13 protein-coding genes are annotated in these 13,803 nt (G+C 62.0%); 4 read left to right on the forward strand and 9 right to left on the reverse strand.

The features are described from left to right. Positions 1 to 13: 13 nt before the first annotated feature. From VM94_RS01085 to VM94_RS01100, 4 genes are all read right to left on the reverse strand, one after another. Positions 14 to 1,069 (reverse strand): bifunctional nicotinamide-nucleotide adenylyltransferase/Nudix hydroxylase, encoded by a 1,056-nt coding sequence (locus tag VM94_RS01085; RefSeq protein ID WP_046681816.1) that lies wholly within the window; start codon positions 1,067 to 1,069, stop codon positions 14 to 16. Next, on the reverse strand, positions 1,066 to 2,781 hold the full coding sequence (locus VM94_RS01090; protein WP_046681817.1) for an NAD+ synthase: 1,716 nt from the start codon (positions 2,779 to 2,781) through the stop codon (positions 1,066 to 1,068). The genes VM94_RS01085 and VM94_RS01090 overlap by 4 nt, the downstream gene beginning before the upstream one ends. Positions 2,782 to 2,876: 95 nt before the next feature. Next, the gene (locus VM94_RS01095) at positions 2,877 to 3,389 is read right to left on the reverse strand and encodes a ClbS/DfsB family four-helix bundle protein (RefSeq protein ID WP_046681818.1); all 513 of its coding nucleotides are present in this window, start codon (positions 3,387 to 3,389) and stop codon (positions 2,877 to 2,879) included. After that, the gene (locus VM94_RS01100) at positions 3,389 to 4,033 is read right to left on the reverse strand and encodes an ArsR/SmtB family transcription factor (protein WP_046681819.1); all 645 of its coding nucleotides are present in this window, start codon (positions 4,031 to 4,033) and stop codon (positions 3,389 to 3,391) included. The genes VM94_RS01095 and VM94_RS01100 overlap by 1 nt, the downstream gene beginning before the upstream one ends. 59 nt (positions 4,034 to 4,092) lie before the next feature. On the opposite strand from VM94_RS01100, the gene VM94_RS01105 reads away from it, so the two are divergent. Further along, positions 4,093 to 4,581 (forward strand): DUF2938 domain-containing protein, encoded by a 489-nt coding sequence (locus VM94_RS01105; protein ID WP_200899188.1) that lies wholly within the window; start codon positions 4,093 to 4,095, stop codon positions 4,579 to 4,581. Between the two features lie 8 nt (positions 4,582 to 4,589). Here VM94_RS01105 and VM94_RS01110 read toward each other — a convergent pair whose 3' ends face one another. Further along, positions 4,590 to 7,013 (reverse strand): DUF3772 domain-containing protein, encoded by a 2,424-nt coding sequence (locus VM94_RS01110; RefSeq protein WP_046681821.1) that lies wholly within the window; start codon positions 7,011 to 7,013, stop codon positions 4,590 to 4,592. 269 nt (positions 7,014 to 7,282) lie between these two features. Here VM94_RS01110 and VM94_RS01115 point away from each other — a divergent pair, with 269 nt between their 5' ends. Both VM94_RS01115 and VM94_RS28430 read left to right on the forward strand, forming a co-directional pair. Continuing rightward, positions 7,283 to 8,950: a methyl-accepting chemotaxis protein gene (locus VM94_RS01115; protein ID WP_046681822.1), complete on the forward strand. Its 1,668-nt coding sequence runs from the start codon at positions 7,283 to 7,285 to the stop codon at positions 8,948 to 8,950. A gap of 151 nt (positions 8,951 to 9,101) precedes the next feature. Beyond that, the gene (locus VM94_RS28430; protein WP_160309263.1) at positions 9,102 to 9,278 is read left to right on the forward strand and encodes a hypothetical protein; all 177 of its coding nucleotides are present in this window, start codon (positions 9,102 to 9,104) and stop codon (positions 9,276 to 9,278) included. Positions 9,279 to 9,303: 25 nt separating this feature from the next. On the opposite strand, the gene VM94_RS01120 is transcribed toward VM94_RS28430, so the two are convergent. From VM94_RS01120 to msuE, 3 genes are read right to left on the reverse strand one after another with little or no spacing between them, the layout of a single operon-like run. After that, complete coding sequence (locus VM94_RS01120; protein WP_046681823.1) at positions 9,304 to 10,329, reverse strand: methionine synthase; 1,026 nt, start codon at positions 10,327 to 10,329, stop codon at positions 9,304 to 9,306. Between the two features lie 27 nt (positions 10,330 to 10,356). Then, positions 10,357 to 11,334, reverse strand: a complete 978-nt coding sequence (locus VM94_RS01125; protein WP_046681824.1) for a DUF1852 domain-containing protein — start codon at positions 11,332 to 11,334, stop codon at positions 10,357 to 10,359. Positions 11,335 to 11,394: 60 nt separating this feature from the next. After that, a complete protein-coding gene (msuE, locus tag VM94_RS01130; protein WP_046681825.1) occupies positions 11,395 to 11,976 on the reverse strand; it encodes an FMN reductase in 582 nt (193 codons plus the stop codon). A gap of 127 nt (positions 11,977 to 12,103) precedes the next feature. On the opposite strand from msuE, the gene VM94_RS01135 reads away from it, so the two are divergent. Next, complete coding sequence (locus tag VM94_RS01135; protein WP_046681826.1) at positions 12,104 to 13,015, forward strand: LysR family transcriptional regulator; 912 nt, start codon at positions 12,104 to 12,106, stop codon at positions 13,013 to 13,015. Positions 13,016 to 13,063: 48 nt separating this feature from the next. Here the strand turns inward: VM94_RS01135 and VM94_RS27615 are convergent, their stop codons facing one another. After that, complete coding sequence (locus VM94_RS27615) at positions 13,064 to 13,801, reverse strand: M48 family metallopeptidase (RefSeq protein WP_235432784.1); 738 nt, start codon at positions 13,799 to 13,801, stop codon at positions 13,064 to 13,066. Positions 13,802 to 13,803: the final 2 nt, after the last annotated feature.

Here is a 13,803-nt window from a genome sequence, read left to right on the forward strand (position 1 = left end):
GGAGTGCCCCCTCTCAGCGCCCCTCGTGCGTGAGCTTGAGGAAGTGGTTCAGGATGTGAAAGTGGTCTTCGAAGAATTGCTCTTCCATGGCAGGCAGCGCGGCGACGGGCACCCACTGCGCCAGCGCCGCATCGTCGGCCGCCGTCACGGCCGGCAGCTGGCGCGTCTTCAAATCGAAGTAATGCGCATGCGTGATGGTGCGCCCGCGCTGGCTGCGGTCCGGGTGGTCGAACACGGCCACGCCGACCAACGCCTCGACGAGGGTGGGCGCCAGCACGCCCAGCTGGGTTTCCTCCGCCAGTTCGCGCAGGGCGCCCTGCAGCAGGCGTTCGCGCGGCTCCAGGAAGCCGCCGGGCAAAGCCCATAAATCCTTGCCCGGATAGCCGCCACGGCGCACGAGCAGCACGTGGCCGCCCGTCTGCACCAGCGCGTCGACGGTTGTAAAGATGGGCGCATACGGCGCCACTTTCCAGCGTGCTTTATAGGCTTCGATGGCGCGGTATTCCTGCACCAGCGGGGCGTACCACGGCAGCAAGGTCCACGCCTTCAGATACTGGCCGATGGCCGCCGGCAGCAGCTGCGCCACGGCGCTCAGCGACACGTCCACGTCCTCGGCCTCGAACAGCACGTTGCGGATGGCCGTCGCGCCGATGGGTGCGCCAGGGTCGATTTCCAGATTGAATAACTGCCAGTGCGGGAAATGGTGCAGGTAGTAACTGGTGGCGTCCTTGAAGCAGGCCACCAGCATCACGCGCTGCGCCTTGGGCACGGCGCCCGCCACGGCGCGCCGCACGGCATCGGCCCACAAGCCGTCATCGTAGTAATCGCGCACGGCCACGTAATGCACGCGCGCGCGCTGTGCCTCGGGCAGGGTGGCGGCGATCATGGCGGCCCGTTCCTGCCACGTAAACGGGTTCTTCGGGCTGCGCGCATGGAAGGCCGAACCGAGCACCACCACCACTTGCGCGGCCGTCGTCAGCGCCTTTTGCAACAAGCCCGCATGGCCATTGTGAAAAGGCTGAAAGCGGCCGATCAGGATGGCCGCATCGGCAGAATAAGTGAGGGTCATGCGTCGTCTCCGGTGGGGTAGTGGGCGGCGATCGGCAATTGACGCCCGCTGCCAAAGGCGCGCGAACGCACGCGGATGATGGGCGCCGCCTGGCGCCGTTTGTATTCATTGCGGGCGACCATGCCGAGGATGCGCGTCACGAGTGCGCGTCCCTCGTCCGTCTCGCGCAGCTGGTCGACCAGGGTCAACGCTTGCGCGCTTTCTTGCGTCGGCAGGCGGCGTCCTTCGATATGCCATTTGAGAATTTCATCGAGCACGGGATACGGCGGCAAACTATCCGTGTCGCGCTGGCCCGGCGCCAGTTCCGCCGATGGCGGCTTGTCCAGCACGGCAACGGGAATCAATTCGCGCCCGGCGCTGGCGTTGATATGGCGTGACAGGGCGAACACCTCCGTTTTATACAGGTCGCCGATGAGTCCCAGTCCACCATTCGTGTCGCCGTACAGGGTGCAGTAGCCAACCGAGATTTCGCTCTTGTTGCCGGTGGTGAGCAGCAGGGCGCCAAACGCGTTCGAATATTCCATCAGGATCGTGCCGCGCACGCGCGCCTGCAGGTTTTCCAGCGGCAGTCCCTGCAGCTTGCCGTCGAAGGCGGCCGCGTAACCGGCTTCGTATTGCGCCACGATGTCGCGGATCGGATGCGTGTAGAGGGCGATGCCCATGTTGGCGCACAGGGCGATGGAATCGGTGACGGAGCCGGCGCTGGAAAACACGGACGGCATGGTGATGCCCACGACGTTGTCGGCGCCCAGCGCTTCGACGGCCAGGGCCAGGGTCAGCGCCGAATCGATGCCGCCCGAGCAGCCGACGACGACTTTCGTAAAGCGGCAGCGGCGCGCGTAGTCGCGTAACCCCAGCACGATCTGGCGCCGCGCAAACTCCACGGCGGGGATGCCTTCCGGGTCGGGCATGGGAAACGCGGCACCATCGGTACGCGTAAAACGGCCGCCGGCAAAGCGCAGCAATGGAAAATCTTCGACGAAGCGGGCCGCTTCGAATGCCACGCCGTCGGTCGGTGACATGGCGAACGAGGCGCCGTCGAACACGAGCTGATCCTGGCCGCCCACCTGGTTGACGAAGAGCAGGGGCAGATTGACGCGCTTGCAGGCGGCGCCAAACACGGCGTGGCGCTGGGCGCGCTTGCCGATGTCGGACGGGCTGGCGTTGATGCTGACGATCAGATCGGGCCGCGCCGCGTGCAGGGCGTCGAAGGGGTTGACGGCGTAGGCACGCCCGTCGTCATTCCAGCCATCCTCGCAAATCATGAAGCCGACCTTGCAGCCGGCGATCTCCAAGGTGCAGGCGCCGGGCGGGCCTGGCTCGAAATGGCGGCCCTCGTCGAAGATGCCGTAAGTGGGCAGCAGCTGCTTGTAGTATTCGGCCACGATGCGCCCGTCGCGCATCGCCAGCAAGGCGTTGTACAGGGGCTTGCCGACGCCGGAGTTCGGCCGCGCCGTACCGATGACGGTAACCAGTTTCGGCCAGCGCGTGGACGCCTGCAGCACGGTATCGAGCGCCTGCTGCATGCCGCGCAGGAAGGCGGCGTCCTCGAACAGGTCGCCCGGATAATACGCGCACAGCGACAGTTCGGGGCAGACGAGCAGGTCCGCGCCTTCCTCGCTGGCGCGCTGCATGCGCGCGATGATGGCGGCACAATTGGCGTCGAAGTCGCCCACGGTGGGATTCATCTGGGCGAGGGCGATGGTCAACATGGCGATCCTTTATTGGTTACGCTTGAAACCACTATCCTGCCTGAAAAATTTTCTGAAGGTACTGATGCAATCGTGCAAGCCTGCCGCTGAGGGTGCTACAAGGTCTTGAGCCAGGCCCGCAAGCGCGTGCGCGCGTTCGCATACGGCGACGCCGTGTTGAACTGGATCATGCGCCCCATCGTGTAATGCGTGTACCAGGGCTGGCCATACAATTGCGCGTCATCGTGCGCGTCGATCAGCGCCAGCAGCTGGTCTTTCGCCTGCTCCAGGCGCAGCAGCAACTCATCCATGCCCAGTTCAGCATAGTCCGCATAGAAGCGCTGCGCCAGTTTTCCCAGAGCGTTCCACGTGAAACCTTCGGCGGGAAAAGCGATGTCCTCGATGCGTTTGCCATCGCGCAGCTGCGCGTGCCAGTGCAAGACCAGCTCGTTCCACCCCACCAGGTAGGCGAGCAAGTCGCACACGCTCATGCGCGTACCCGCCACTTGTCCTTCCAGCACGGGTGCACGCGCCAGCGCTGGCGGCACGCGCGCCAGCTCCTGCGCCAGCTTCGCATACGTGGTGCTAATCGCCTCGAGCAGTTCCTGCTTGCTGTTGGGGATGGCCATCAGGCCGCCTTGACGACAGGCAAGCCGGCCGCCTGCCAATCGTCGTAACCGCTGCCGAGACGGCGCGCCTGCAAGCCGTGCTGGCGCAGGGCCGCCACGGCCTGCACGGACAGCACGCAATACGGGCCACGGCAGTAGGCGGCGATCTCTGCGTTCGCGGGCAATTCGCCGAGCCGGCGCTGCAAGTCATCAAAAGGAATATTGATCGCACCGGGCAAGTGGCCGGCGGCAAACTCCTGCGCGGGCCGCACGTCGAGCACGGTGATGCTGGCCTCGCGCATGCGCTCTTGCAACTCATCGCCCGTGATCGCTTCCACGTGGTCGCCCCGGCCCAGCGCCTGCAACTCGCTGCGCTGGTGCTGCGCATACACGTCCAGCGCGGCCAGCAGTTGCACGATGGGGCCGCTGCCGAGCCGGTACAGCACGCGCTTGCCATCGCGCCGCGCCTGCACGAAACCGGCGCGCCGCAACTGCTGCAGATGCTGGGACGTATTCGCCACGGACAGGCCCGTCAACTCCACCAGCTGCTCCACCGCATATTCGCCGTGCACGATCTGCTCGAGCAGGCGCAATCGCGGCGCGCTGCCTAAAATATGGGCAAAACCGGCGGGACTGGCAAGGGTATCGATTTCTGCGTTGTTCATTGACACAATGCTAGCACCCTTATAACATTCAAGCAATTCATTGAATGTTAGGGGCGGCAATGCAAATACTTTGGCTCGATGCGCTGGCGATCGGCGTGGGCGCGACGGCGGTGATGGATGTGTGGGCGGTGGCCTTGAAACGCTTCTGGTGCATCCCCTCGCTGAACTTTGCGATGGTGGGGCGCTGGCTCGGCCATCTGCCGCGCGGTACCTTCAGCCACGTCAACATCGCCCAGGCGGCACCCGTGCGCGATGAAACCATCCTGGGCTGGACGGCTCATTACCTGATCGGCGTGCTGTTTGCGGCCGTGCTGCTGGCGCTGGTGGGACAGGAGTGGGTGCAACAGCCGAGGTTCGCGCCGGCCCTGCTGGCGGGCCTCGTGAGCGTGGCCGCGCCGTTTTGCATCTTGCAGCCGGGCATGGGCGCCGGCCTGGCCGCCAGCAAGACGCCGCACCCAAACGCCGCCCGCCTGCGCAGCCTGATGGCCCACACGGCGTTCGGCATCGGCCTGTACCTGGCGGCCCTGCTGTGGTCGACCGTGCGCTGACTTGCCGACTAGCTCGTCAGCGGCGGCACGGGCGCCGGCGCCGGTGCAACGGCTGACATGGCCGGCGCCTCGGGCTGCGCCGGCACGCTGCTCAGCACCATCGTGCTGGGCTTGGCGATGGCGATATTCGCCTCGTCCAGGCGCTTGAGCAGTTCGAACAGCAGCGCGCTGCGGATGCCCGACGTCAGGCGCGGCGACGAGGCAAAGCCGGTGGCGTTGAACAACAACAGGCCATTGTCAATGCCATCGAGCTGCACATTCGGCGCCGGCGTGTCGAGCACGTCGGGATTGTCGACAAAGACGGACAGGATCAGCGCGCGCGCCGCCTGCGCATCCGTGCCCAGCGGCAGCGGCAGCTTGACTTGCACCAGGCCCAGCGGATTGGCCAGGGTCACGTTGCGCACCGTCTTGGTAATGAATTCCGAGTTCGGCACGATCACCGTCGAGCGGTCGCCCAATTGAATTTCCGTGGCGCGCACATTGATGCGGCGAATGTCGCCCTCCACACCGCCCAATGACACCCAGTCGCCCACTTTGACGGGACGTTCGGCCAGCAGGATCAGGCCGGACACGAAGTTCTGCACCACCGCCTGCAAGCCAAAACCGATACCCACCGACAAGGCCGACGCCACCCAAGCGATGCGTTCGAGGCCAATGCCGGCCGCCGACAGGGCCAGCGCCACGGCCAGCACGCCGCCGATATAGCCGAACAGGGTGATGAACGATACTTGCATGCCCGTGTCGAGATTGGTAGTCGGCAAATAACTGTTTTGCAGCCAGCGCTTGAACAGCCCCAGCGCGATAAAGCCGACGACCAGCACCAGCAGCGCCTGGATCATGGCGGCCGGGCGAATCGCCACTTCGCCGATGGCCAGGCCATCCTGCAACTTGCCGACGCGCTGGAACAACTCGCCCGGACCTTCGCCGAACGGCGCCAGCAGCAGCATCAAAGCCAGCAGCACGACGATGGCGCGGCCGATGCCCGACAGCAGCACGGCCGCCTGGTCGCGCGCCTTGGGCGTGGCCAGCACGGGATGGGCCGCGTCCGGCGGTGGCGGCGTGGAGGCCAGCAGCATGCAGATATCGTCGACCAGCACCGTCAGCAAATACGTGCTGCACAGCACCACGATGACCCAGGCGATTTGCTTGGCAATAAAACTGCCAAAGGCAACATAACCGATCAGCAAGCTGATGACGCTCGACGCCAGCGCCAGCCACAGCAGCACCGTGACGCAGCGCAGCCACAGCGGCGTGACGAGGGTGGCGGGATCGGCCTCGCGCAACTGGCGCCAGCAGCGCTCGGCGCGCATCAGGCCGTAGGCGATGGTCGTGCTCATCACGAGGGCGACGATGCAATTGACGGCCACGGCCGTCGACAAGCCCGCATTGATGACGATGGTGACCCGTTCCGTCGCCCACACGAGCACGACGATGAAGGAAAACATCGATGGAAAATTGCGCATGCGGTGCGCCAGCGCATCGGGCAGGGGCAGCAAGCGCCACGAGACGCGGCGCGGCGACAGCAGCGCGTGGCCGAGTCCCGCCGTAAAGCCGGCAAAACAGATGATGCCGATCAAGCTGCTAAGGAAAGTCGAGGTCTTTTCGGACAGGCCGCCCTCCCAACGCAGCCCCATGGCCAGCAATTCCGCCACCAGGCCCGGCGTGGCCAGCGCCAGCACCAGCACGGCCAGCGCATGCAGCGAGCGGCGCAAGCGGCCGTGCGGCACGCGCGTGGACGTGACCACCAGCAAATAGCGCGAAATCCAGACGCTGGCGCCGATCACAGCCACGATGGCGGCCAGCAAGCCGCCCCAGGCCGACCATGGCGTGGCGCTTGCCGCATTCGCCAATTCCAGCTCCAGCGCCAGCAGCCGTTGCAGGTTCTGCGGCAATTCCGCATGCAGCTGCTTCCAGAACGAGCCAGCCAGAATCGACGCCGTGCGCTCGCCCAGGCGCGCCTGCAACTGCGCGCGGCGCACCGTCGACACTTGCTCCGACGCCTGCGTCGCTTCCACGGCCAGCAAGCGTGCCAGTTTTACTTGCGCATCGAGCGCGCTGCTGGTGCGGTCCAGCTGGCTGCGCTGCGCCGCCACGTCGGGGGCGTCTTTCGTGCCCGCCGCCGGCTTGCCCAGCTCGGCCAGCCGCGCCTGCACGCTGGTGAGCGTGGGCGCGAGCGCATCGGCCACCTTGTCCGCCTCGGCGCTGGCCGCCAGCGCATCGGCGCGCATCTGCGACAGGGTCGCGTCATCGAGCTCCGCCTCGCCATCGAGCGCCTTTTGAATACCGGTGATCTGCTTGCGCAAACCATCGAGACGCTGATCGGCCGTGGCGGCATCGTCGACGGGCTGCGACCAGGCGGGCGGCGGGGCCAGCGAGCAGGCCAGCAACAACGCCAGCAGGAAGGGGAAGAAACGGAGACGGAGAGAAGTCATGCGGACCTAAGGCTGAAAATGGAAAAAATTGCCGAATCGGCGACGACGCAGGCCATGGCCTGCCGCCCGGCGGGTGCCTGCCAATATAGCTGAAAACACGCGCAAGCCGCAGAACAGGCGGAACCGGCGTGCATCCAAGGGGGCGACTAGGCATATTGCCCTATGGAAATATCACATGAAAAGGTCTAGGATCGTCCTCCGCTTGGCGGCGCGGCCCACCAATCCGCAGCCGCCGACCTTTTCACCATTCCCTCCGTATTGAGACCGCCATGAAGTTTTTATCCAATCTGACCATCGGCACCCGCCTCGCCGTGGGCTTTGGCGCCATCGGCGCCATGCTGATCATCATCTCCTGCCTGGGCATTGCCATGCTGGGCAAGATCAACCAGGGCACCGGCCATATCGTGCATGACAGCATGCCGAAGATTGAGCTCGCCAACAGCGTATCGGCCAACATCAACGACATCGCCATTGCCCTGCGCAACATGATGCTCAGCGCCGATCCGGCCGACCAGCGCAAGCAAACGGACGCCATCCTGGCCGCGCGCCAGGCGGCGGCGGGCAATCTCGGCAAGCTCGCGAGCATGCTCGATTCCGACCGTGAACGCGCGTTGCTCGTCAAGATGAACGACGCCAACACGCGCTATGCGCAGGGGCAGGAGGCCTTGCTGGAACTGATCAGGAGCGGCACGCCGGACGATAGCAGCGCCTACCTGTACGGCCAGCTGCGCCCCGTCTTGCTCGTCTACAAGCAATTGATTGCTGAACAAATCAGCTTGCAAAACACCCTGGCCAACACGGCGGGAGACAATGCCAATGCCACGTATGCCAACACGCGCACCTTGCTGATCGGCATGTCGCTGGCGGCGCTGGCCATCGCGGCGGCGCTGGCGTATGGCATCACGCGCTCGATCACCGGCCCCGTCGCCACGGCGCTGCAGGTGGCCAACACGGTGGCCGCGGGCGATCTGAGCAGTCAGATCACGGCGCAGTCGCGCGATGAAATGGGGCAACTGTTGCAGGCGCTCAAGCGCATGAATGACAATCTGGCGCAAACGGTGGGCACGGTGCGCGCCGGCACGGAAACGATCGCCTCGGCCTCGTCCGAAGTGGCGGCGGGCAGCCTGGACCTGTCTGCGCGCACGGAGCAGCAAGCCAGCTCGCTGGAAGAGACCGCCTCCTCCATGGAAGAACTGACCTCGACCGTCAAACAGAATGCCGACAATGCGCGCCAGGCGCATGTGCTGGCCGACACGGCCTCCGGGGTGGCGCAGCGCGGCGGCGCCGTCATCGCGCAAGTAGTGGCGACCATGCGGCAAATCGACGCCTCGTCGAACAAGATCGCGGACATCATCGGCGTCATTGATGGCATCGCCTTCCAGACCAACATTCTTGCCTTGAACGCGGCCGTGGAAGCGGCACGCGCGGGCGAGCAGGGCCGTGGATTCGCCGTCGTGGCCACGGAAGTGCGCAGCCTGGCGCACCGCTCGGCAGCGGCGGCCAAGGAAATCAAGACCCTGATCGACGACTCGACCCGGAGCGTGGCGGCCGGCAGCGAGCTCGTGCATCAAGCCGGCAACACCATGACCGACCTGGTCGACAGCGTGCGCCGCGTTACCGACATCATGGAAGAAATCACCTCGGCCAGCGCGGAACAGACGGCCGGCATCGAGCAAATCAACCAGGCCATCAGCGAGATGGACAACGTCACCCAGCAAAACGCGGCCTTGGTGGAAGAGTCGGCGGCCGCCGCAGCAGCCATGCAGGAGCAGGCGGCTACCCTGGCGCAGGTGGTGAGCGTATTTAAACTGGGCGGCGTGCCAGCGGCGACCTTGCCAACGCCTGCCGTGCGGCCAGCGGCTAGACCCGCAATACGCGCGGCCGTGGCAGCGGCACCGCAACGCGCCTCCGCGCCGGCCCAGTGGGAGGAATTCTAGAATAGCGCGACGACGGATCACATGAACATAAGATTGAATTTAATCGTATTAAATTCAGTTTTATGTTCACTTTAAAAATCAACTGCTGCGTTCATATTCTTCCAATTAAGGACGACAATCCGCCGGCCGCCGCGACATCACGCGCGACGCCATGCTGCTCGATGTGACCCGTTTCGGCTTCGCCACACGCGGGAAGGCGGAAGATTATGTCGATGCCCTGCTGGTGCGCATCGACAATACTTTTGAGCAGGTGGCGCCGCTGCTGAACCCAGCCTTGCGGGCACGGATGGCGAAGCGCTTGCGAACGATGCTGCTGCGCCTGGCTTAGGCGCAGGCATAACTTCATCAGCCGACTAGGAAAGCTCTCTCCGGATGATTTGCGCGCCAGCGCTGAGCGCATTCAGTTTGCCTCTTGCTACCTGGCGAGCCAAGGGCGCCATGCCGCAGTTGGTGCTCGGGTAGAGTTTGTCGGCATCGACAAAGCGCAGCGCTTTGCGCAGGGTGTTGGCCACTTCTTCCGGCGTTTCAATGGTATTGGATGCCACGTCGATGGCGCCGACCATCACTTTTTTGCCGCGAATGAGTTCAATCAGGTCGATGGGCACACGCGAGTTGTGGCATTCCAGCGAAATGATGTCGATATTCGATTTCTGCAGCTTCGGGAAAGACTCTTCATATTGGCGCCATTCGGAGCCCAGCGTATTTTTCCAGTCCGTATTGGCCTTGATGCCGTAGCCATAGCAAATATGCACGGCCGTTTCGCATTTGAGTCCTTCGATCGCCCTTTCCAGGGTGGCAATCCCCCAGTCATTGACCTCATCAAAGAAGACATTGAATGCGGGTTCGTCAAACTGGATGATATCGACGCCGGCCGCCTCCAATTCTCTCGCTTCCTGATTGAGGATCTTGGCGAATTCCCAGGCCAGCTTTTCACGGCTCTTGTAGTGGCTGTCAAAGAGCGTATCGATCATCGTCATCGGGCCTGGCAGCGCCCATTTGATCGGCTGCGTGGTTTGCTGGCGTAAAAACTTGGCATCCTCCACAAAAACCGGCTTCGGGCGGCTCACGGCGCCCACGACGGTCGGCACGCTCGCATCGTAGCGGTCACGAATCCTGACGGTTTCACGTTTGTCAAAATCCACGCCGCTCAGATGCTCGATAAACGTAGTGACGAAATGCTGGCGGGTCTGCTCGCCGTCACTGACGATATCGATGCCCGCCTGCTGTTGTTCCTGCAGTGACAAAAGCAGAGCATCCTGTTTGCCCTCGATCAATTCCTCGTCCTGCAATTTCCACGGTGACCACAGTTTTTCAGGCTGCGCCAGCCAGGAAGGTTTGGGCAAACTGCCGGCAGTGGAAGTAGGCAATAATTTTTTCATGATGAATGCTTTCGTTTATTTTTTTAATCAGAGCGCGTAATTCGCAGACCATTGTTCAAGAATATTCTTGTATGGCTTGATGAAGTGCTCTTCCGTATATTTGCCCTGCTTGACCGCCAGCTGGCTGCGCTCTTCCCGGTCATAGACAATTTGCGTCAACGAATAATCCTGGTTCTTCAAGCTGGGCTGATACAACTTCCCTGCCGCGGAATTGGCGTTGTAAATTTCCGGCCGGTAGATCTTTTGGAACGTTTCCATCGTGCTGATGGTACCGATCAGTTCAAGATTGCTGTAGTCGGCCAGCAGGTCGCCGATAAAATAAAAAGCCAGCGGTGCGGAGCTGTTCGGCGGCATGAAGTAGCGCACCTGCATCCCCATTTTTTCGAAATATTCATCCGTCGACGAGAACTCATTTTGTTGGTATTCGACACCCAGGATGGGGTGCTGGTTTTCAGTGCGCTGATAGGTCTTGCTGCTCGAGGCGCTGATGCAGATAACGGGCGGCTTGCTGAAGTGCTCTTTATAGGTGTTTGACCTGACAAAGTGCTTGAACAGCTTGCCATGGAAATCGCCGAAATTGTCCGGCGTGCGAAACGTGGATTTATTATTATTGTGCTCTGGCAGCAGCACGCTGAAGTCGTAATCGCGCACGTAGGAAGAGAAGTTATTCCCGGCGATGCCATCGATGCGCTCATTGGTTTTTTTGTCGATGATATTTGGCTTCAATATCTCGATCAATGGAATATTGTCGCCTTCTGCATCGATATTCAACGCGACGGAAATGATTTCAAGTTCCACCGAGTAGCGGTCTGCGGTCGGATTATCCCAGTGCGCCAGGTTGTTGAAGCGGCTGTCGATCATCTTCAAGGTATTGCGCAAGTTCTCCTGGCGACGCTCTCCGCGGGCCAGATTGGCAAAGTTGGTTGTCAGGCGCGTGCTGTCCGATGGGTGATAGTTTTCATCGAAGATAATGCTCTTGATGCTGAATACAAAGTCTTTGCTCATGGTGATCTGTCCTGATTTCTGCAAAAAGATGAATGTGTTGATTGACCGTCGTGATGCCTATCAGGCCGCGACCAGCTCTTCAGCGGTGGCAGATCTCGCATGGCGCGTCAAGCCGATCAAGGGCAAGGCCCGCTGGACCGCCAAGGTGGCGCGCTGGATCAAGGCCTCATCCTGCAGGCGGTAGTCGGTAAAGTCCTTGTCGGTCGCGTAGACGCCCAGCGGCAATGTGCGTGCCTGGAAGAAGCTGAAGAGCGGGCGCAACTGGTGGTCGATCATCAGGGCATGGCGCTCGCTGCCGCCGGTAGCCGCCAGCAAGACGGGCTTGTCGGTCAAGGCGTCCTGGTCAATGAAGTCAAAGAAGTGCTTGAACAGTCCCGTGTACGAGCCACGATAGACCGGGGTTGCCACCACCAGGATGTCCGCCTGCTCGACCGCTGCCAATTCCCGCTCGACCATTTCGGGCAATTGCGAGCGCCAGACTGCGCCCGCAAGCTGCGGCGCCAGTTGGCCCAGTTCGACCAGGCGTTGTTCGCACAGCACTTCATCGGCGATCAGGTCCATCAGGTGCTCGGCCAGGGCTGCAGCCTTGGAAGGGCGTTGCAGCCCGCCGGAAACGGCAACTAAGCGCAATGGACGTGTCATGTTTGCTTTCATAAGGGTGATGCGGGCGGGCCGACAAATGTCAGCAGCAAGGGTAGGGATGATAACGGGGGGGATCGATGAAGTATAATGGTCTTATTTCATACATCCATGAACACGGCTCATCTCAATGCTTGAACGCATCCACCTCAGCATCGTCCAGCAGGTCGAGAAACAAGGGTCCTTGACGGCTGCCGCAGGCGTGCTGAACCTGACCCAGTCGGCCCTGAGCCACAGCATGAAGAAGCTGGAACAGCAACTGGGCACCGATGTCTGGCTGCGCGAAGGGCGCAACCTGCGCCTGACGCAGGCCGGCCAGTATTTGCTGGCGGTGGCGAACCGGGTGCTGCCGCAACTGGACCTGGCCGAAGAGCGCCTGGGCCAGTTCGCTCAGGGGGAGCGCGGCGCGTTGCGCATCGGCATGGAATGCCACCCTTGCTACCAGTGGCTGCTCAAGGTGGTGTCGCCCTATCTGGCCGCATGGCCCGACGTGGATGTGGACGTCAAGCAAAAGTTCCAGTTCGGCGGGATCGGCGCGCTCTTCGGCTACGAGATCGACCTGCTGGTCACGCCCGACCCGCTGTACAAGCCGGGGCTGGCATTCGAGCCCGTGTTCGACTACGAGCAAGTGCTGGTCGTGGCCAAGGGCCATGCCCTGGCGTCGGCGGCCTATGTGAAGCCGCAGCAACTGACCCAGGAAGTGCTGATCAGCTACCCCGTGGACATCGAGCGCCTGGACATCTACAATCAGTTCTTGCTGCCGGCCGGTGTCACGCCCAAGCGCCACAAAGCCATCGAAACCACGGACATCATGCTGCAGATGGTGGCCAGCGGCCGCGGCGTGGCCGCCCTGCCACGCTGGCTGGTCGAGGAATATGCTGCCAAGATGGACGTGGTGCCTGTGCGGCTGGGCCCGCGCGGCATCGCCAAACAGATTTTCCTGGGGGCCCGCGAGACGGACACCGCCATCGACTACGTCAAGGCCTTCATCGCATTGGCGCGCCAGCCTGCCATTGCTAGTGCGCCAGGAGCCAGCTGCTGAACGCAAACCGCGACCGTTCAATGTTTTTTGAAACTTGAATATCCACTTTTATACCCGAAATATCTCTTCGGCCATGTTGTCCAATCTTTCTTTAACTACTCGCCAACCAGGCATGCACCGGTCCAGGGTTTTGTAAAATTTGGGACCATGGTTGTGATGTAATAGATGACATAACTCATGCAATAGTACGTAGTCAATGCAATCGCGTGGCGCTTTCACCAACATGGGATTGAGAGTGATACGGCCTGATGGCGAACAGCTACCCCACTGCACCTTCATGAATTGAAGACGGGTAGGGGGAAGGTGCTTTATCCAGCCAAGAGGGGCAGCGACCGCTGCCAAACGGATGGCAAACACTTCTCGCGCTCTGATACGAAACCAGCCATCCAGGATTTTCTGGATAGTGACTGGCCGATGTTCGTCAACGGTAACTTCGATAAATCCACCACGCATGCGCGCACCCGGGGTCACGTCATTCTGAACAATGACCTTCAATCGATAACGTCGGCCAAGATAGTGCAGCGCTTCTCCACTCACATATTCACGTGGAAGCACATGATGCAGTCTTTCTCTTGCGGCGCCAACATGCTGACTGATCCAGCGCACGCGCTTTTTTACAGCACTCAGGACAACTTCAAGTGACGTTACCTCGGAGGCATCGACAACGACACTGCCATCCGGTTCGACATGAATCGCCAGCCGTTGTGCGGTGCGCAAGGGCTGGCGACGCAGGCTGAAGCGAATCAGCTCGTCTCCATACTGAATGCTGTGCTGAGTCGATTGCATGG

The sequence above is a fragment of the Janthinobacterium sp. KBS0711 genome, assembly GCF_000988085.1.
In the GTDB taxonomy this organism is placed as follows: Bacteria; Pseudomonadota; Gammaproteobacteria; order Burkholderiales; family Burkholderiaceae_D; genus Janthinobacterium; species Janthinobacterium lividum_E.

Excerpts from the sequence above, each read along its gene's own strand:
- VM94_RS28430 (WP_160309263.1), top strand. The coding sequence starts at position 9,102 with ATGCTGCTCGATGTGACCCGTTTCGGCTTCGCCACACGCGGGAAGGCG.
- VM94_RS01090 (WP_046681817.1), bottom strand. The coding sequence starts at position 2,781 with ATGTTGACCATCGCCCTCGCCCAGATGAATCCCACCGTGGGCGACTTC.
- VM94_RS01100 (WP_046681819.1), bottom strand. The coding sequence starts at position 4,033 with ATGAACAACGCAGAAATCGATACCCTTGCCAGTCCCGCCGGTTTTGCC.
- VM94_RS01120 (WP_046681823.1), bottom strand. The coding sequence starts at position 10,329 with ATGAAAAAATTATTGCCTACTTCCACTGCCGGCAGTTTGCCCAAACCT.
- VM94_RS01125 (WP_046681824.1), bottom strand. The coding sequence starts at position 11,334 with ATGAGCAAAGACTTTGTATTCAGCATCAAGAGCATTATCTTCGATGAA.
- VM94_RS01085 (WP_046681816.1), bottom strand. The coding sequence starts at position 1,069 with ATGACCCTCACTTATTCTGCCGATGCGGCCATCCTGATCGGCCGCTTT.
- VM94_RS01115 (WP_046681822.1), top strand. The coding sequence starts at position 7,283 with ATGAAGTTTTTATCCAATCTGACCATCGGCACCCGCCTCGCCGTGGGC.
- VM94_RS01105 (WP_200899188.1), top strand. The coding sequence starts at position 4,093 with ATGCAAATACTTTGGCTCGATGCGCTGGCGATCGGCGTGGGCGCGACG.
- VM94_RS01095 (WP_046681818.1), bottom strand. The coding sequence starts at position 3,389 with ATGGCCATCCCCAACAGCAAGCAGGAACTGCTCGAGGCGATTAGCACC.
- VM94_RS27615 (WP_235432784.1), bottom strand. The coding sequence starts at position 13,801 with ATGCAATCGACTCAGCACAGCATTCAGTATGGAGACGAGCTGATTCGC.
- VM94_RS01110 (WP_046681821.1), bottom strand. The coding sequence starts at position 7,013 with ATGACTTCTCTCCGTCTCCGTTTCTTCCCCTTCCTGCTGGCGTTGTTG.
- VM94_RS01135 (WP_046681826.1), top strand. The coding sequence starts at position 12,104 with ATGCTTGAACGCATCCACCTCAGCATCGTCCAGCAGGTCGAGAAACAA.
- msuE (WP_046681825.1), bottom strand. The coding sequence starts at position 11,976 with ATGACACGTCCATTGCGCTTAGTTGCCGTTTCCGGCGGGCTGCAACGC.